General features: G+C 74.1%; 3 protein-coding genes. 2 read left to right on the top strand and 1 reads right to left on the bottom strand.

Annotated features, from left to right (window positions below; all coding sequences use genetic code 11):
- The first annotated feature begins 164 nt into the window (after window positions 1–164).
- Window positions 165–19,019 (top strand): amino acid adenylation domain-containing protein, encoded by an 18,855-nt coding sequence (locus ACIHCM_RS14335; protein WP_399894320.1) that lies wholly within the window; start codon window positions 165–167, stop codon window positions 19,017–19,019.
- 20 nt (window positions 19,020–19,039) lie between these two features.
- Window positions 19,040–19,249: an MbtH family protein gene (locus ACIHCM_RS14340; RefSeq protein ID WP_399894323.1), complete on the top strand. Its 210-nt coding sequence runs from the start codon at window positions 19,040–19,042 to the stop codon at window positions 19,247–19,249.
- A 48-nt stretch (window positions 19,250–19,297) separates the two neighbouring features.
- On the opposite strand, the gene ACIHCM_RS14345 is transcribed toward ACIHCM_RS14340, so the two are convergent.
- Entirely contained in the window at window positions 19,298–20,368 is a 1,071-nt protein-coding gene (locus ACIHCM_RS14345) for an iron-siderophore ABC transporter substrate-binding protein (RefSeq protein WP_399894326.1), read from the bottom strand.
- Between the last annotated feature and the right edge of the window lie 33 nt (window positions 20,369–20,401).

Raw genomic sequence — 20,401 nt, forward strand, 5'->3', positions numbered from 1 at the left:
TCCTTTGATGAGGCTTGCCTTAGCCCAGCGTAGGGCGAGACGGCCCGGCGTCCCACCCCTTGATGAACCATGTGCCTGCCCTGTGAATTAGGTAACCCTTACCTTAGTATGTCGCCGACCCCCGGCCCAGGGCCGGGACAGACCCGCTGGGGAGGCACGCTGCTGTGTGCGGTTCCGAAGAAGTGCTGGCGTACTGGCGGCGGATGCTCACACCGCTCCCGCTGGAGATATCCCTGCCGACCGACCGGCCCTGTCCCGCGACGCCGGGGGCGGAACGCGAGACCCGCACCCTCGCCGGTGTGCCGGAGGCCGGCGACGCCGAGTTGCTCGCCGCGTTCGTCGCCCTGCTGCACCGCTACAGCGGCGCGCCGGACCTCACCGTCGGCCACGACGGGCTCCCGGTGCGCGTCTCCGTGGACCACGAGCCCACCTTCCAGGAACTGGTGCGCCGCGTGACCGAGGCGTGGGACGAGGCGCAGACCCACCGGGTGCCCGCCGAACTCCTCGTCGACGAGCTGCGGCCACGGCCGACGCGGGGTGGCGGCCTGTTCTTCAACACGGTGTTCGCGACCGCCGCGCGGCCGGCCGGGGACCTGCCCGGGCCGGCCGACGTGGTGCTGGAGGTGCGGGACGGCGAGGCGCGGGCCACCTACGATCCCCGGCTCTTCGACGGCACCACCGTGGAGCGCCTGCTCGGCCACTACCTGGTCCTCCTCACCGCCGCCCTCGCCCGCCCCGGCACCCCCGTCGCCCGGCTCGACCTGATGGGCCCGGACGAGCTGCGGCAGGTCGTCGACGAGTGGAACGCCACCGGGCACACCGTGCCGCCGCTCACCTGGCCCGCGATGTTCGCCGAGCAGGTGCGGGCGCGTCCCGAGGCCGTGGCGCTGGTCTTCGAGGACGAGGAACTCACCTACGCCGAGCTGGACGCGCGGGCGAACCGGCTCGCGCACGCCCTGGTCGCGCGGGGCGCCGGTCCCGAAGCCATCGTCGCGCTGGCGCTGCCGCGCTCCACCGACCTGATCGTCGCCGAGGTCGCCGTCCTCAAGTCCGGGTCCGCCTATCTGCCGATCGACCACGACTACCCGGTCGACCGCATCGCGTACATGCTCGGCGACGCCGCACCGGTCTGCATGGTCACCACCGGGGAGACCGCGCGGGAGCTCCCCGAGCGGGACGGCATGACCCTGCTCGTACTCGACTCGCCCGCCACCGCGGCCGAGCTGGCCGGGCGACCGCCCCACGACCCCGCCGCGCCCGTCTCCCTCCTCAACGCCGCCTACGTCATCTACACGTCGGGCTCGACCGGCCGTCCCAAGGGCGTCGTCCTCTCCCACGCCGGTGTCGCGAAGCTCGTCGCCACGCAGAGCGAGCGGTTCGGCATCGGGCCGCACAGCCGGGTGCTGCAGTTCGCCTCGCCCAGCTTCGACGTCGCCTTCTGGGATCTGTGCCTCGGCCTGCTCTCCGGCGGCCGGCTGGTCGTCGTACCGGCCGAACGGCGGGTGCCCGGCGCGCCGCTCGCCGACTACGCGAACGCCCACGGCATCACGTTCATGATCCTGCCGCCCGCGCTGCTCGCCGCCATGCCCGACGACGTCCGGCTGCCGCCCACGGCCACGCTGCTGGCAGGCACCGAGCGGGTGTCGCCGGAGCTGGTGGGCCGCTACGCGCGCGGCCGGATGATGTTCAACGCCTACGGACCGACGGAGGCCACCACCAACTCCACCCTCGGACTGTGCGATCCGGACATCCCGGCCGGTGCCATCGTGCCCATCGGCGTGCCCGACCCCGGCACGCGCGCGTACGTCCTCGACGCCTTCCTCCGGCCGGTGCCCGCCGGTGTCACCGGTGAGCTGTACCTCGGGGGAGCGGGCCTCGCGCGCGGCTACCTGGGGCGCCCGGACCTGACCGCCGAGCGGTTCGTCGCCGACCCCTTCGGCGCGCCCGGCGAACGCCTGTACCGCACGGGCGACCTGGTCCGCTGGAAGGCCGACGGGCGGCTGGAGTTCCTCGGCCGCGCCGACGCCCAGGTCAAGATCCGCGGTTTCCGCATCGAGCCCGGCGAGATCGAGTCCGTGCTGCGCGGCCACCCGGCCGTCGACCAGGTCACCGTGGTCGCCCGCGAGGACCGCCCCGGCGACCGGCGCCTCGCCGCCTACGTCGTGCCCGCCCTGGACGGACCTCGCGGCGAGGACCCGGACGCGCAGGTCGAGGAGTGGAAGGACCTGCACGAACTCCTCTACGCGGCCGCCGGTTCCGAGAGCTTCCGCGAGAACTTCGCGGGCTGGAACAGCATGTACGACGGCCGGCCGATCCCCGTCGAGGAGATGCGCGAGTGGCGGGACGCCACCGTCGAGCGGATCCGCGGACTCGGCACCGCCCGCCGGGTGCTGGAGATCGGCGTCGGCAGCGGTCTGATCCTGTCCCGGATCGCGCCGGACTGCGAGACGTACTGGGGCACGGACCTCTCCCGGCAGGCGATCGACGCGCTGCGCGCCCAGGTGGCGTCCGACCCGGACCTTGCCGCCAAGGTCGAACTGCGCGCCCGCCCCGCGCACGACACCGACGGGCTGCCCACCGGGTACTTCGACACCGTCGTCCTGAACTCCGTCGCCCAGTACTTCCCGAGCGCCGAGTACCTGCACGACGTACTGCGCCGGGTCTCGGCGCTGCTCGCGCCCGGCGGAAGCGTCTTCGTCGGCGACGTACGCAATCTGCGCCTGCTGCGCACCCTGCGCTGCGCCGTCGAGACCAGGCGGGCGGCGGGTGAGGAGGAGCCGGACAAGAGCGCCCTGCGCGCGGCCGTCGAGCAGTCGGTGCGCTGGGAGGGCGAACTGCTCCTCGACCCGGACTTCTTCGCCACGCTCGACGGCTTCGACGCCGACATCCGCATCAAGCGGGCCGCCCATCACAACGAGCTGAGCCGCTACCGCTACGACGTCGTCCTGCGCCCCGCGGCAACCGCGCCCGGCGTCCCGCAGGAACGAGAGGTTCACTGGGCCGCCGTCGGTGGCACGGCAGGCCTCGCCGAAGTGCTCGCCGAGCGGCCGCGGCGGCTGCGGGTCACCGCGGTGCCCAACGCCCGGCTCGCCGACGACCTGACCGACCTGCGGCGACTCGACGGCAGCGGCCAGGAGGCGGCACCCGGCGCCGACCCCGAGGACATCGAACGCCTGGCCGCCGAGCACGGCTACGCTGCGGCCCTCACCTGGGACGGCGCCGCCGACGACGGCGCGCTCGACGTGCTCCTCGCCCTCGACGGCCCGCTCCGCGGGCCCTACCGCACGGCCGGGGCGTATCCCCTCGCGAACCGCCCCGCCCCCTTCCGCGACGTGACCGCGCTGATGCGCACCCTGCGCGCGCACGCTGCCGAGTGGCTGCCCGACCACATGGTCCCCTCGGCCTTCGTCCCCTTGCACGCCCTGCCCGTCACCCCCAGCGGCAAGATCGACGCCAAGGCGCTCCCCGTCCCGGACCGCTCGGCGATGAGCTCCGGCCGGCCGCCGCGCACCGCCCGCGAGAAGCTGCTGTGCGGGCTGTACGCCGGCGTGCTCGGGCTGGACTCGGTGACGGCCGAGGACGACTTCCTCGCCCTCGGCGGCGACAGCATCACCGCCATCCAGTTGCTGGTCCGGGCCCGTGAGGCGGGACTTCGGCTCACCACCCGTGACGTGTTCCGGCACCGCACGGTGGAGGCCCTCGCGAAGGCGGCCGTCGAACGGACCGACGAGCACACCGCCGACCACCCGCTGGTGGAGGGCGGCGCCGCCGAACTGGCCGGGATCCAGGGGGCGCGGCCGCTGGCCGTCGAGGAACTGCTCCCGCTCACCCCGCTCCAGCAGGGCTTCTTCTTCCACGCGCTGAACGGCGGTCCGCACGGCGACGCCTACGTGGTGCAGCAGGTCCTGGACCTGGCCGGGCCGGTCGACGGCTCCACCCTGCGCCGCGCCGCGCAGCGCCTGCTGGACCGGCACGCGCCCCTGCGGGCCGCGTTCCGCCGGCGCGCGGACGGCACCCCCGTCCAGATCATCACCCGGGACGCCGAGCTGCCGTGGCGGGAGGTCGACCTGTCGGCCCAGGACGGCGAGGTCCGCGAATCGCTCGGCGACGCGGTGGCCGAGGACGAGCGGGCCCGCGGTTTCGACCTGGCCATGCCGCCGCTGCTGCGCTGCGCCCTGGTCCGGCTCGGCGCCCACCGCAGCCGGCTCGTCCTGACGTTCCACCACATCGTGGCCGACGGCTGGTCCCTGCCGGTCCTGCACCGCGAGCTGATGGCCTGCTACGGCGACGACGCGCCGCCCCTCGCCGACGTCACCCCCTACCGCGCCTTCCTGCGCCGCCTCGCGGCTCAGGACCGTGACGCGGCCCGCGACGCCTGGCGCACCGCCCTCGCCGGTCTCGACGAGCCCACCCGGCTCGTGGACGGCCCGGGCACCGACGCGCCGGTGCGGCCGGCGCACATCCGTGTGGAGCTGCCCGAGTCGACGACCGCGCGCCTCACCGAGCGGGCCCGCGCCCACGGCGTCACTCTCGGCACGGTCGTCCAGGCCGCCTGGGGGCTGCTGCTGGGCAGACTGACGGGCCGGCACGACGTGGTGTTCGGCACCACCGTCTCCGGCCGGGACAGCGAGGTCGACGGCATCGCCGCGATGGTGGGCCTGTTCATCAACACCCTGCCGACCCGCTTCCGCTGGGCCCCGGGTGAGCCGCTCGGGGAGCTGCTCGTCCGGCTCCAGGAGGAACAGGCACGGCTCCTCGACCACCAGCACCTCGGCCTCGCCGAGATCCAGCGGCTGGCCGGGCACGCGGGCGGGGGCGAGATCTTCGACACCCTCGTGGTCTTCGAGAACTATCCCGCCGAGACGGACCTGCGGGACCCCTCGGGCAGCGTCCGGATCACCGGCGACGCGTTCCACGACGCCGTCCACTATCCGCTCGCCCTCGTCGTCAAGCCCGGCCGGCGGCTGGACCTGCGGCTCAAGCACCACACGGAACGGCTGGGCGCCGACGCCGTGCGCGCGCTCGGCGACCGGCTGGCCCGCATCCTGGAGGCGATCGCCGACGACCCGGCGCGCCCCGCCGCCGCCGTCGAACTGCTGTCGCCCGACGAGGCACTGCGCGCCCACCCGGCGGGCGAGGAACGCCTCGTCCCGGAGACCACCCTGGCCGAGGCGTACGCGGCGCAGGCCGCCCGCACCCCGGACGCCACCGCCGTCGTCCACGGGGACGAACGGCTGACCTACGCGGAACTCGACGCCCGCGCCGAGGTGCTGGCCGCCCGGCTGCGTGGTCGCGGGGCGGGTCCCGGGGCGTTCGTCGCGGTCGCGGTCCCGCGGTCGGTGGAGCTGATGGTCGCCCTGGTCGCCGTACTGAAGTCGGGTGCCGCCTATCTGCCGGTGGACCTGGACTACCCGGCGGACCGGGTGGCCCACATGCTCGCCGACTCCGGCGCCACGACGGTGCTGACGCTGTCCGCGACCGCCGGACGGCTGCCCCGGCAGGCACCCTCGGTCCTGCTGCTCGACGCCCCCGAGACGGACGGGGAGCCGGTCACCGGGCGCACGGCGGCCCGCCCCGACGACCCCGCCTATCTCATCTACACCTCCGGCTCGACCGGCCAGCCCAAGGGCGTGGTCGTCACCCATCGCGCGATCGTCAACCGGCTCGCCTGGATGCAGGGCGCCTACGGGCTGCGCGCCGACGACCGGGTGCTGCAGAAGACACCGTCCAGCTTCGACGTGTCCGTGTGGGAGTTCTTCTGGCCGCTCCTGGAAGGCGCGGCCGTGGTCCTCGCCCGGCCCGACGGTCACCGCGACCCGGCGTACCTCGCGGCGCTCGTGCGCGAGCAGGGCATCACCACGATGCACTTCGTGCCGTCCATGCTGGAGGCGTTCCTCCGGTCGGACGACGTCACCGCCGACCCCGCCTGGGCGGCGTCCCTGCGCCGGGTGCTGAGCAGCGGCGAGGCGCTGCCGGTGGCCGCCGCGAGCCGCTGGCGCGAGCTGACCGGCGTACCCCTGCACAACCTGTACGGCCCGACCGAGGCCGCCGTCGACGTCACCCACCACCCGTACGACGGTGCCCCGGGTACGACCGTGCCCATCGGGCGGCCCGTGTGGAACACCGGACTGCGGGTGCTGGACTCCTGCCTGCGGCCCGTGCCGGACGGCGTCCCGGGCGAGCTGTACCTGACGGGCGTGCAGCTGGCGCGCGGCTATCACGGCCGCCCGGCGCTCACCGCCGAACGGTTCACCGCCGACCCCTACGGCCCGCCCGGCAGCCGCATGTACCGCACCGGCGACCTGGTGCGGCGCCGCGCGGACGGCGTCGTCGAGTACCTGGGCCGCACGGACCGGCAGGTCAAACTGCGCGGCAACCGCATCGAACCCGGCGAGATCGAGGCCGCGCTGGTGCGCCTGCCCGAGGTGGCGCAGGCCGCCGTGACCGTACGGGACGACGCGCTCGTCGCCTACCTGGTGGCGAGGACCGACGTGGACGTCATGGCTGTGCGCGACGCCCTGTCCGGCGCCCTCCCCGCCCCCATGGTGCCCGGTGCCTACGTGGTCCTCGACGCCCTGCCGCTGACCCCCAGCGGCAAGCTGGACCGGGCCGCGCTGCCCGCCCCCCGGGCCGTGCGAGCCGCCGCCCGCGCCCCGCGCGATCCGCGGGAGGCGCTGCTCACGGAGATCTTCGCCGCCGTGCTCAAGCTCGGGGACGTCGGCGTGGACGACGACTTCTTCCTGCTCGGCGGCGACAGCATCAGCTCCATCGCCGTCTCCAGCCGGGCCCGCCGCGCCGGCCTGGTGCTCGATCCGAGGGACGTCTTCGAGCACCGCACACCGGCCGCGCTCGCGGCGGCCGTGACCGTGCGCGAGCCCGCCGGGACCGCGCAGCCCGCCTCGGCCTTCACCCTCACCGAGGAGGAGCGGGCCCGGGTCGAACAGCTGGCCCCAGGCCGTGTCGAGGACGTGTGGCCGCTCGCCCCGCTCCAGGAGGGCCTGTTCTTCCACTCCACGTTCGACGACAGCTCCCTCGACGTCTACACGGTCCACGAGTCCTTCGACCTCGCCGGGCGGATGGACGCCGAGCGGCTGCGGGCGGCGACCCGCACCCTGCTCGACCGCAACCCGAGCCTGCGCGCCGGGTTCACCAGCGAAGGCCTGCGCGAGCCCGTGCAGTTCATCGTGCGCGACGCCGAGGTCCCGCTGACGGAGGTGGACCTGTCCGGACTGCCGCCGGCCGAACAGGACCGGCGAATGGCCGGGTTGATGGACGAGGAGCGCTCCCGGCGCTTCGACCTGAGCCGCCCCCTGCTGTTCCGGATGCTGCTGATCCGGCTCGGCGAGGCGCGCGGGGACCGGCTCGTCGTCGGCCGCCATCTGATCCTGTGGGACGGCTGGTCCGCCTGGCTCTTCCTGGACCAGCTGTTCGCGCTGTACGACAGCGGCGGCGACCCCGCGGACCTGGCCCGCCCCGGCTCCTACCGCGACTACCTGACCTGGCTGGAGCGGCAGGACGACAGCGACGCGACGCGTGCCTGGCGCAGCGCCCTGGCCGGTTTCGACGAGCCGACGCTGCTGGTGCCGGCCGTCGACGACCGGGGCCTGGAGCCGGTGATCCCGGAACACCTCGACGCCGTCCTCGCACCGGAGGCGGCCGAGCGGCTGCGCGACACCACCCGCCGGCACGGTCTGACCCTCAACACGGTGCTCAACGCCGCCTGGGGCCTCGTCCTCGCCGGCGCCACGGGCCGCGACGACGTCGTCTTCGGCACGACGGTCGCCGGCCGGCCGAGCGAGGTGCCGGACGTCGAGAACGTCATCGGCATGTTCCTCAACACCGTCCCCGCGCGCATCGCCCTGGACCCGCGCGAGCCGGTGCTCACGCTGCTGCGCAGGATCCAGGCGGAGCGGCTGGAGCTGATGCCGCACGAGTACCTCGGCCTGGGCGTCCTCCAGGCCGAGACCGGTCACCGGCGCCTGTTCGACACGCTGTTCGTGCTGCGCAACGCCGACACCGACGAGCGGCTCGCCGAACTGCGCGACCGGCACGGGGCGAGCGCCGTCGCCAATGTGGACGCCACCCACTACCCGGCCAACCTGGTCGTCACCCCCGGCGAGCGGGTCCGCGTCACCCTCGCCTACCGTCCGGACCTCCTGGACGACGCGTACGCGCGGAGCCTGCTGGACCGGTTCGTGCTCCTGGTCGGGCGGCTGGTGGCCGACCCGGCCGCCCCCGTCGGCTCGCTGGATGCGCTGCTGCCCGCCGAGGCCGCCGCGCTGGCCCGCGAGGAGGCCGCGAACCGCCGGCCGGTGCCGCACGAGACGGTCGCGGACATGCTGGCCGCCCAGGCCGCCCGCACACCGGACGCGACGGCCCTCGTCTTCGGCGCCCAGACCGTCACCTACGCCGAACTCGACGCCCGCTGCAACCGGATGGCCCGGCTGCTCCTCGCGCGCGGCGCGGGACCCGAGAAGGTCGTCGCGCTGGGCCTGCCGCGCTCGATCGACATGGTGGTGGCGCTGTTCGCGGTGCTGCGCACCGGGGCCGCGTACCTGCCGCTGGAGCTGGACCACCCGGCGGAGCGGCTGTCGCTGATGCTCGCCGACGCCCGCCCGCTGCTCCTGCTGTCGACGGGGGCCGTGTCACGGACACTGACGGGCGACACCCCACGCGTCCTGCTCGACGACCCGGAGGTGGCGGCCGAGCTCACGGGTCTGCCCGCCGACGCCGTGGACGTCACCTTCAGCCTCGACCACCCCGCGTACGTCATCTACACCTCCGGTTCCACCGGCCGCCCCAAGGGCGTGGTCACGCCGTACGTCGGCCTGACGAACATGCAGCTCAACCACCAGAAGGAGATCTTCGCCCCGGCGATCGCCTCGGCGGGCGGGCGGCGGCTGCGCATCGCGCACACCGTGTCGTTCGCGTTCGACATGTCCTGGGAGGAGCTGCTGTGGCTGGTCGAGGGCCACGAGGTGCACGTCTGCGACGAGGAACTGCGCCGTGACGCCACCGCGCTGGTGGCGTACTGCGAGGAGCACCGCGTCGACGTGGTGAACGTGACGCCCACCTACGCCCATCTCCTCATCGAGGAGGGCCTGCTGGAGGGGCACCGGCCACCGCTGGTGCTGCTCGGCGGCGAAGCGGTCACCGAGACGGTGTGGAACACCCTGCGGGACACCGAGGGGACGTACGGCTACAACCTGTACGGACCCACCGAGTACACGATCAACACCCTCGGCGGCGGCACCCACGACAGTGCCACCCCCACCGTGGGCCGCCCGATCCGCGCCACCCGCGCCCGCATCCTCGACCCCTGGCTGCGCCCCGTCCCGGACGGTGTGGCGGGCGAGCTGTACATCGCGGGCGTGGGGCTGGCCCGCGGCTACCTCGACCGGCCCGGCCTGACGGCGGAGCGGTTCGTGGCCGACCCGTACGGGCGGCCGGGCGAGCGCGTGTACCGCACCGGTGACCTGGTGCGGCGCCGCCCGGACGGCAACCTCGACTTCCTCGGCCGCACCGATGACCAGGTCAAGATCCGCGGCCACCGGGTGGAGCTCGGCGAGATCGAGACGGTGCTCGCCCAGCACCCCGAGGTGTCCCAGGCCGCCGTCGTCGCCCGCGACGACACGAACGCCCCGGGCACCAAGCGGCTGGTGGGCTACGTCGTCCCGGCGGAGCCCGACGCCGAGGCCCTCCGGACGGCCGAGCGCGACCAGATCGGCGAATGGCAGGAGATCTACTCCGCCGAGTACACCGAGATCGGCACGGCCGTCCTCACCGAGGACTTCGCGGGCTGGGACAGCTCCTACGACGGCGCGCCCATCCCCGTGGAGCACATGCGCGAGTGGCGCGAGGCCACCGTGGAGCGCATCCGCGAGCTGCGGCCGCGGCGGATCCTGGAGATCGGCGTCGGCTCCGGCCTGCTGCTGTCGCGACTCGCTCCCGACGCCGAGTCCTACTGGGCGACGGACTTCGCGGCGCCCGTGATCCGCAAGATCGGCGAGGACCTGAAGGCCGACCCCGGCCTTGCGCGGAAGGTCGAACTGCGCTGCCAGGCCGCAGAGGTGACCGCCGGCCTGCCGGCCGGGTTCTTCGACACGGTCGTCATCAACTCCGTGGTGCAGTACTTCCCGAGCCTGGAACACCTGCGCAAGGTGATCCGAGGCGCCATGGGCCTGCTCGCGCCGGGCGGCGCCCTGTTCCTCGGTGACGTGCGCGACCTGCGGCAGGCACGGGTGTTCCAGACGGGCGTCCAGCTCGCCCGCGCGGGCGCGGACACCGGCCCGGCGGCGCTGCGCCGGGCCGTCGACCGCGGCCTCGCCCTGGAGAAGGAACTCCTCGTCGACCCGGACTGGTTCAGCACCCTCGGCGTCGGCGTCGAGCTGCGCACCAAGGCGGGACGGCACCACAACGAACTCACCCGGTACCGCTACGACGTGGTGCTGTACGAGGGCGAGGGCGCCGTGTGGGTCGACGACGCCCCCGTACTGGACTGGACCGGGACGGGTGACCTCGGCGCCCGCCTGGACGGCGTGGACCTGCTCCGGGTCCGCCGCATACCCGACGCGCGTACGGCGGACGACCTCGCGGCGACGCGGGCGATGGACGCCGGACGGCCCGTCCCCGCTCCGGCGGGCGAGGAGCCCGAGCGGCTGCGGTCACTGGGGGAGTCCCGTGGCTACCGGGTCCTGACCACCTGGTCGGAGGAACCCGGCCACTTCGACGCCGTGTTCGTGCGTGGCCCGGAGCCCCGGCGCACCTCGGGCCTGCACCGCCCCCGCCCCGACCGGGGCACCGCCCCCTACGCCAACACCCCCACCGCCACCCGCGGCAACGGCGCGCTCGTCCGCAGGCTGCGTGAGGACCTGGGACAGCGCCTGCCCGGCTACATGGTCCCGGCCGCCTTCGTGGTCCTGCCGCGGCTGCCGATGAACGACAACGGCAAGCTCGACGTGCGGGCACTGCCGGACCCCGAGCCCGCGGTGGCCCTGTCGGAGGGCCGCGGACCGCGCACGCCGGCCGAGGAGGTGCTGTGCCGTCTCTTCGCCGAGGTGCTGGGGCTGCCGCGCACCGGCGCGGAGGACAACTTCTTCGACCTGGGCGGCCATTCGCTGCTGGCCACCCGGCTGATCAGCCGGGCCCGCACCGAACTGGGCGCGGAGCTTGCGATCCGGGACCTGTTCGAGGCACCGACGCCCGAGGCGCTGGCGCTGCGCGGGGAGGCGGGGCGCCCCGTCCGGCCGGTGCTGGAGCCCGTACCCGCGGCCGAGCGTCCCGCACGGGTGCCGCTGTCTGCGGCCCAGCGGCGGCTGTGGCTGGTGGAACGGATCACCGGCGGGGGCGTCGCGTACAACTTCCCGCTGGTCGTCCGGGTGCGCGGAGCACTGGACCTCGACGCCCTGCGGGCCGCCCTGCGTGATGTGACGAGCCGTCATGAAGCCTTGCGGACACGGTTCGTGACGGAGGACGGCGAGCCGTACCAGTGGATCGCGCCGCCCGGCGCGGTCGAGCCCGGCGTCCGGGTGACCGACTGCGCCGAGGAGGAGCTCGCCGCGCGGATCGAGGCGGCCCAGCGCCGCCCCTTCGATCTGAGCGCCGAACTTCCCGTCCGGGCCGAGGTCCTGCGGCTGGGAGCCGAGGACCACGTGGTGGCGCTGGTGCTGCACCACATCACGACCGACGAGTGGTCGGACCGGCCGTTCCTGACCGACCTGAACCGCGCCTACGCGGCCCGCGCGGCCGGAGAGCAGCCGGACGAGGCACCCCTGCCGGTGCAGTACGCCGACTACACGCTGTGGCAGGAACGCCTGCTCGCCGACGTCGGCGACGCACAACTCGCCTACTGGACGCGCACCCTGCGCGACCTGCCGGAGGAGATCCCGCTGCCGCTGGACCGCCCCGGCGCGGCCCGCACCACCGGCCGGGGCGCCACCGTCCGCCGGGACCTGCCGGACGCGACGGCCGCCGCGCTGCGGGAGCTGGCGGCCGGCCACCAGGTCAGCATGTTCATGCTGTTCCAGGCGGCGACGGCGGCGCTGCTGCACCGGCTCGGAGCGGGCGACGACATCCCGCTGGGCGCGCCGATCGCGGGGCGCACCGACAGCGCGGTGGACGACCTGGTCGGCTTCTTCGTCAACACGCTCGTCCTGCGCACGGACCTCTCCGGCGACCCGACCTTCGCCGAACTCCTCGGCCGGGTACGGGAAGCCGCGCTCGCCGCCTTCGAGCACCAGGACGTGCCGTTCGACCGGGTGGTCGAGGCCGTCAACCCCGCCCGCGTCGCCGACCGCAACCCGCTGTTCCAGGTGATGCTCGGCTACCACCACCGGCCCGGCGGTGACCCCGGCCTGTTCGGGCTGCCGACCGAGTGGTTCGAGATGGACACCGGTATGGCCAAGTTCGACCTGGACTTCACGTTCGTCGACCACGGCGCCGGACGCGACATGGTGCTGCTGCTGGAGTACGCGACCGATCTGACCGACGCGGACACCGCCGCCCGGCTCGTCGAGCGGCTGGTGAGCCTGCTGGAGCAGGTCGCCCGGGATGGCGCACGCCCGGTGGGCTCGCTGACCGTCCTCACGGCCGACGAGGAGTCGGCCGCCACGACCGTGTGGAACGACACGGCCAGGCCGCTGGAGACCCGGTCCGTGCCGGAGATCCTCGACGACATCGTCCGTGCCCGGCCCGACGCCCCGGCGCTCGTGGCCGGGGGCGAACGGCTCAGCTTCCGGGAGCTGGCGGAGCGGGCGGACGCGGTGGCCCGGCTGCTGCTGCGCCGCGGAGCGGGGCCCGAGACGGTGGTCGGGCTTGCCCTGCCGCGGCACCTGATGGTCCCCGCCCTGCTCGGTGTACTGCGGTCGGGAGCCGCCTACTTGCCGCTCGACCCCGAGTACCCTGCCGACCGGCTGGAGTTCATGCTCCGGGACACGGCACCCTTGTGCGTCCTGACGACGTCCGCCCTGGCGCCGCGCCTGCCGGACGGCTGCGAGCCGGTACTGCTCGACGAGGCGGACCACCGCAGCGACGGCGAGACCCCGGCCCCCGTGACACCCGCCCCGTCGAGTGCCGCGTACGTCATCTTCACCTCCGGCTCCACCGGCCGGCCCAAGGGCGTCGTCGGCACCCACCGCGGTCTGAGCAACCTCTTCGCCGTGCAGCGCGACGACGTCGTCGTCCCCGCCGAGCGGGCGGCCGGCAGGCAGGAGCTGCGGGCCGCGCACGCCGCGTCGTTCAGCTTCGACGGCAGCTGGGACCCGCTGCTGTGGCTGCTCGCCGGTCACGAGCTGCACGTGACCGACGAGGCCACCATGGCCGATCCGGCCGCGCTCCTCGCGTACCTGGGGCGGGAGCGGATCGACTACCTCGACGTCACCCCGACCTATCTGCGCGAGCTGATCCACCACGGTTTCCTCCAGCCGGGCGGTCACGTCCCCGGGGTGATCGCCGTGGGCGGCGAGGCGATCCCCGCCGCGCTGTGGGAGCGGCTGTGCGCGCTGGCGGACGTGTCGGCCCACGACCTGTACGGACCCACCGAGTGCGCCGTGGACGCCTACGGCCGGCACCACGACGCGTCCGGGGCCTGGGCCGCCCCGGTCGGCAACATCCGCGCCCACCTCCTCGACCACGCCCTGCGGCCCGTCCCCGTCGGCGTCACGGGCGAGGTGTACCTCGCCGGCGAAGGGCTCGCCCGCGGCTATCTGAACCGGCCCGGCATGACCGCCGAGCGGTTCACCGCCGACCCCTTCGGGGCACCGGGCAGCCGCATGTACCGCACCGGCGACCTCGCCCGGCGCCGCCGGGACGGCACGCTCGAGTTCCTGGGGCGCGCTGACAGCCAGGTCAAGCTGCGCGGCTTCCGCATCGAACTCGGCGAGATCGAGACGCTGCTCGCCGGGCACCCCGACGTGGCGACCGCCGCCGTCGTCGTGCGCGAGGACACCCCGGGCGTACGGCGGCTGGTGGCCTACGTGCTGCCGGCGGGGGACCGCGAGCCCGACCTGACGCGGTTGCGCGGCCACGCCGCCGCCGCGCTGCCCGCGCACATGGTCCCGGCCGCCTTCGTCACCGTCGCCGCGCTGCCGCGCACGGTCTCCGGCAAGCTCGACGAGAAGGCGCTGCCCGCGCCGGACCTCGCCCTGCTCAGCTCGGGACGCAGGCCCCGTACACCCCGCGAGGACCTGCTCCGCGAGGCGTTCGCCGCGGTGCTCGACGTCCCCGAGGTCGGCATCGACGACGACTTCTTCGCCCTGGGCGGCCACTCGCTGCTGGCCATGCGGCTGACCGCCCGGATCCGCGCCGCGCTCGGCGCCGAGGTGTCCCTGCGTACGGTGTTCGACGCGCCCACCGTGGCCCGGCTCGCGCAGCGGCTCACGGACGACCGGCACTCCGCCCGCCCCGCGCTCACGGTCCGGCCGCGTCCCGAACGGCTGCCGCTCTCCTCCGCCCAGCAGCGCCTGTGGGTGCTGTACCAGGTGGAGGGGCCCTCCGCGACGTACAACATCCCCACGGCCTGGCGGCTGACCGGAGACCTGGACGTCGAGGCGCTGCGCGCCGCGGTGCACGACCTGGTGGTACGGCACGAGACACTGCGCACGGTCTTCCCCGACGAGGAGGGCCGGGCCTTCCAGCGCGTGCTGGACGCCGCCGACGTCCGCATCCCGTTCGAGGTGGAGGACACCGATGCCGGCCGGCTGCCCGGGCTGCTGGAGCGGGCCGGGGCGTACGGCTTCCGGCTGGACCGCGAACCGCCCTTGCGCGTCCATGTGTTCCGCACGGGCGAACGGGAGTGGACACTGCTGCTCCTGCTGCACCACATCGCCGGTGACGAGTGGTCGGAAGTCCCGCTGCACCGCGACCTGGCGCTCGCCTACGCGGCCCGCACGGCGGGTCGGGCCCCCGACTGGGAGCCGCTGCCGGTCCAGTACGCCGACTACACGCTGTGGCAGCGTGACGTACTCGGGGACGAGAAGGACCCGCTGAGCCTCGCCGCGCGTCAGATCGCCCACTGGCGTCAGGCGCTGGCCGGGCTGCCCGAGGAACTGGCGCTGCCCGTCGACCGGCCCCGCCCGCTGGAGGCGAGCTACCGGGGTGGCTCCGCCGACCTCTCGCTCGACGCCGAACTCGCGGCGGGGCTGCACCGGCTGGCGCGCGACCACGGCGTCAGCGTGTTCATGGTGCTGCAGGCCGCCGTGGCCACTCTGCTCACCAGGCTGGGCGCGGGCCACGACATCCCGATCGGCAGCCCCATCTCCGGCCGTACCGACGCGGCTCTGGAGGACCTGGTCGGGTTCTTCCTCAACACGCTGGTGCTGCGCACCGACACCTCAGGGGACCCCTCCTTCCGGGAACTGCTCGCCCGGGTGAGGGAGGCCGACCTCGTCGCCTTCGACCACCAGGACGTGCCGTTCGAGCGCCTGGTGGAGGTGCTCAACCCCACCCGGTCGCTGGCCCGGCATCCGCTGTTCCAGGTGATGGTGGTGTACCTGGCGTCCGGCGACGACGGTGGCGGACTGCCCGGACTGCGGGCGTACCGGGACGACGTGGCGCAGACGACGGCGAAGTTCGACCTGTCGTTCGACTTCGTGGAGCGGGCCGACGGCCACGGCGTCGACGGTGTGCTGGAGTACAGCGCCGATCTGTTCGACCACCCGACCGCGCAGTCCTTCGCGGACCGCCTGCGGCGCATCCTGCGGGCCGTCACCGCGGACCCGGACCTGCCGCTCGGGCGCATCGGCATCCTCGACGCCGCGGAGGAGGCCCGGCTGCGCGGCGGCTGGCACAGCCGTCCGCTCGCCGCGGAGCCGGCTACCGTGCCCGCCCTGTTCGAGGAAGCGGTGCGCCGCTGCCCGGACCTGCCCGCAGCCGCCTCCGACGATGTCGAGCTCAGCTTCACCGAGCTCGACCGGGAGTCCAACCGGCTGGCCCGCCTCCTGGTGCGGCACGGCGCGGGCCCCGAGCGGTACGTCGCCCTCGCCCTGCCGCGCACCGCGCACTTCCTGGTAGCCGTGCTCGCGGTGCTCAAGGCGGGAGCGGCCTACCTGCCGCTCGACCCCGACGCGCCCGGGGACCGCACGGCCGGCGTTCTCGCCGACGCGCACCCCGTCCTGACGCTCACCACCCGCGCACTCGCCGCCACCCTGCCGCCCGGCGCGGACCCCCTCGTCCTGGACGAGCCCGGCACGGCCGAGCGGATCGCGGCACAGGACGCGTCCGGCCTCACGGACGCCGACCGGACCGCCCCGCTGACGCCCCGGCACCCGGCGTACGTCATCTACACCTCGGGCTCCACCGGCCGGCCCAAGGGAGTCGTGGTCACCCACGAGACGCTCGGCCATCTCTTCCACAGCCACCGCGAGACGCTGTACCGGCCCGCCGCCCGGGCCACCGGGCGCCGGCACCTGCGGGCCGGCCACGCCTGGTCCTTCTTCTTCGACGCCTCCTGGCAGCCCCAGCTGTGGCTGCTCGACGGGCACTGCGTGCACGTGGTGTCCGAAGAGGTGCGGCGCGATCCCGCACTGCTCGCGGCCGCCGTCGCCGAGCACCGTTTCGACTTCCTGGAGATCACCCCGTCGTTCTTCGCGCAGATGGCCGACAGCGGGCTGCTGAACGGCGACGACTGTCCCCTCGCCGTCGTCGGCGTGGGCGGCGAGGCCGTACCGGCGGCGCAGTGGCAACGGCTCGCCTCGCTGCGCGCCACCGAGGCGTTCAACCTGTACGGGCCGACGGAGTCCACCGTGGACGCCCTGGTGGCCCGCGTCCGCGACAGCGAACGCCCCCTCGTGGGACGGCCGGTGGCCGGTACCCGCGCCTATGTCCTGGACGGCCTGCTCCAGCCGGTGCCGCCCGGGGTCACGGGTGAGCTGTACCTGGCGGGCGGCGGTCTCGCCCGGGGCTACCTGGGCGCGCCCGGGCTCACCGCCGAACGGTTCGTGGCCGACCCGTTCGGTGAGCCGGGCGCACGGCTGTACCGCACCGGCGACCTCGCCCGCTGGACCGCCGACGGGCGCCTCGACTACCTCGGCCGCGCCGACGACCAGGTGAAGATCCGCGGCTTCCGCATCGAGCCCGCCGAGATCGAGTCCACGCTCAGCGGACATCCCGCCGTCAGCCAGGCGGTGGTGACGGTACGTCAGGAGGGGCCACGCAAGCTGCTCGTGGCCCATGTGGTCCCGGTCCCGGGCACCGACCCGGACCCGGGAGCACTGCGCGGCCATGTCGCCGCACGGCTTCCCGACCACATGGTCCCGGCGGCAGTGGTCACCCTGGAGCGCTTCCCGCAGCTGGCGAACGGCAAGCTCGACCGCGCCGCCCTGCCCGCGCCGGACTTCTCCGCGCTGTCCTCCGGCCGTGCGCCCGCCACCCCCATGGAGGAGCTGCTCTGCACGGTCGTAGGCGAGGTGCTGGGGCTGGAACAGGTCGGCGTGGACGACGACTTCTTCGCCCTCGGCGGTGACAGCATCGTCGCGATGCAGCTCGTCGGCCGGGCGCGCGCGGCGGGCATCCGCATCACCCCCCGGCTGGTGTTCCGCCATCGCACGGTGGCCGCGCTGAGCACCGTCGCCGAGGCCGCCGGCGCGACCGGTTCCCGTCCGGCGGACGACGGCACGGGCACCGTGCCGCTCACCCCGGTGATGCACTGGCTGCGCGAACTGGGCGGGCCGTTCGGCTCGTACCACCAGGCGGCGCTGGTGCGCACCCCCGCGGAGCTGGAGCTGCCCGGCCTGACCGCCGTGCTCCAGGCGCTGGCCGATCGGCACGACCTGCTGCGGGCGACCTTGGTGCGGCCCTCGCCGGACGCCACGGAGGACTGGTCGCTGCACGTCCAGCCCCCCGGCGCGGTCGACGCCGCCGGATGGATCGACCGCGTGGACGTGGCGGGCCTCGGCGCCGAGGCGCTCGCCGCGACCGTGCGGGACCAGGCGCACGCGGCGCGGGCGCTGCTCGACCCGGACGCGGGCGTGATGGTCAGGGCCGTGTGGTTCGACGCCGGAGACACGCCCGGACGCCTGCTGTTGATGGCCCACCACCTGGTGGTGGACGGCGTGTCCTGGCGGGTGCTCCTGCCGGACCTGGCGACGGCCTGGCAGCACGTCGCCGCCGGGCGGCCCGCGCGGCTCGCCCCGGTCGAGACGTCGTTCGCGCGCTGGTCGCGGCTGCTGACCGAACTGGCCCAGGACCCGGCCAGGGAGGCGGAACTGCCCGTGTGGACGGCCGTCCTGGACGGTGCACAACCCTTCCCGCTCGTCCGCGAACCGGAACCGGACCGCGACACGACGGCCACCCAGCGGGAGGTCGTCCTGCGGATGCCCGCCGAACACACCGGGCCGCTGCTGTCCACGGTGCCCGCGACCTTCCGGGCCGGCGTCGACGACGTCCTGCTGGCCGGGCTCGGGCTGGCCTTCGCCGACTGGCGGCGGCGGCACGGCGGTTCCGGCACCTCCGTCCTGGTCGACCTGGAAGGGCACGGCCGCACCGAGGAGCTGGGCGGCGACGACATCGACCTCTCCCGTACGGTCGGCTGGTTCACCAGCGTCTTCCCGGTCCGGCTCGACCCCGGCCCGGCCGACCCCGCCGACGCCTTCGCGGGCGGCCCGGCGGCCGGGGAAGCCGTACGCCGGGTCCGTGAGCACCTGGCCTCCCTGCCCGCCGGTGGCGTCGGGTACGGAATGCTGCGGCACCTCAACCCGCGGACCCGAGAGGTACTGGCGGGCCGCGAAGCGGCGCGGATCGAGTTCAACTACCTCGGCCGGTTCGGCATCCCCGAGGAGACGGACTGGTCGTACGCGCCCGAGGAGGACGCGGCCGACATCGGCCCCGAGGGCGCCATGCGCGAAGGCCACGCGCTGAGCATCAACGTCGTCACCGAGGACCGGGCGGACGGGCCGGTGCTGGCCGCCCACTGGTCCTACCTGGAAGGACTGCTGCCGCGCGAGACGGTCCAGGACCTGGCCGAGACCTGGTTCAGGGCGCTGGAAGGGCTGGTCGCGTGGGCAGAGCGCACCGCACGGCCGTGAATCATGAGGAGAGGAACAGCATGAGCAATCCGTTCGAGGACCCCGAGGGTGTCTTCCTGGTGCTGGTCAACGACGAGAACCAGCACAGCCTCTGGCCGGACTTCGTCGACGTGCCGGCCGGCTGGCGGGTGGTGCACGGGCCCGCCGACCGGCAGTCCTGCCTGGACCACGTCGAGACCCACTGGACGGACATGAGGCCGCGCAGCCTGGCCGAGGCCATGGACAGCTGAACATGACGGTGGGGCGGTCCCTCGGGACCGCCCCCCGTCATGCCGGGTTCAGGACGCGGGCTGCTCGACCTTGGTGTCCGGCTTGCCGTCGACGGCCGCGGCCAGCTGGGGGACCAGCCGCTCGACCACGTACCGCAAGCCGAGAACGGTGCCCATGGACAGCGCGTTGCCGTAGTCGCTGCTCTCGCTGACGTAGACCTCGCGACCCTCCTTGACCACGTTCAGGTCCTTGTAGGAGGCGTCCTTGTGCAGTTTGCCGGCGTCCTTGGTCACGTCCGTGACCTGCCACACGAGGGCGTCCTGGTCGAGCAGGTCGGTGCGCTCCTTGCTGATGTTCGCGCCGAACTGGTCGCCGATCACCTTGTCCAGGTCCGCCGGCAGGGAGAAGCCGAGGTCGGTCAGGAGATGCGAGCGCGGGTCCTGGCTGCCGAAGACGAACATGCCCTCGTACGGCGTGGCCATCACGGCCGTGCGGCCCTTGAACTCGGGGTGCTGCTCGACGGCCGCCTCGATCTGCGCCTCGGTCTCCTCGACCGCCTTGGCGGCCTCCTCCGGCTTGCCGAGCGCCTTGCCGATCGTCTCGGTCTGCTCCTGCCACGGCACGCCGTAGTCGTTGTACTTCTTCGGCTGGGCGACGACGGGCGCGAACTTGGACAGCGACTCGTACTGTTCCTTGGTCAGTCCGCCGTAGACCGCGAGGATCAGGTCCGGCTTGAGCGAGGCGATCTTCTCCACCTGCGGGCCGGTGCCGGTGTCCTTGAGCACGGTCGGTGGCTCGGCCCCGCCGAGCTTGTCCTCGGCCCAGGGGCCGATGGCGCCCTTGTAGCCGCCGAGCCACTCGGTGGTGCCGACCGGGACCTTGCCGAGCGCGAGGACGGCGTCCTGGTCGGTGAGGCCGACGGTGACGATGCGCTTCGGCTCGGACTTGATCGTGGTGCTGCCGTACTTGTGGGCGACGGTGACCGGGAAGGCGGACTCGCCGGAGGCGCCTTCCTGGGACCCCGCACCGCTGTCGTCCGATCCGGAGTCGTCATTACCGCAGGCCGTGGCGGCGGTCAGGAGCAGGAGGGCGGAGGCGAGGGCGGCGGCGAGCCGTGGTGCTCTGCGGGAGCGGAACATCGATGGTCCTTCGTTCTTCGGATTCCTGTGGAG

This window comes from Streptomyces sp. NPDC052023 (assembly GCF_044548465.1).
Lineage (GTDB): Bacteria > Actinomycetota > Actinomycetes > Streptomycetales > Streptomycetaceae > Streptomyces.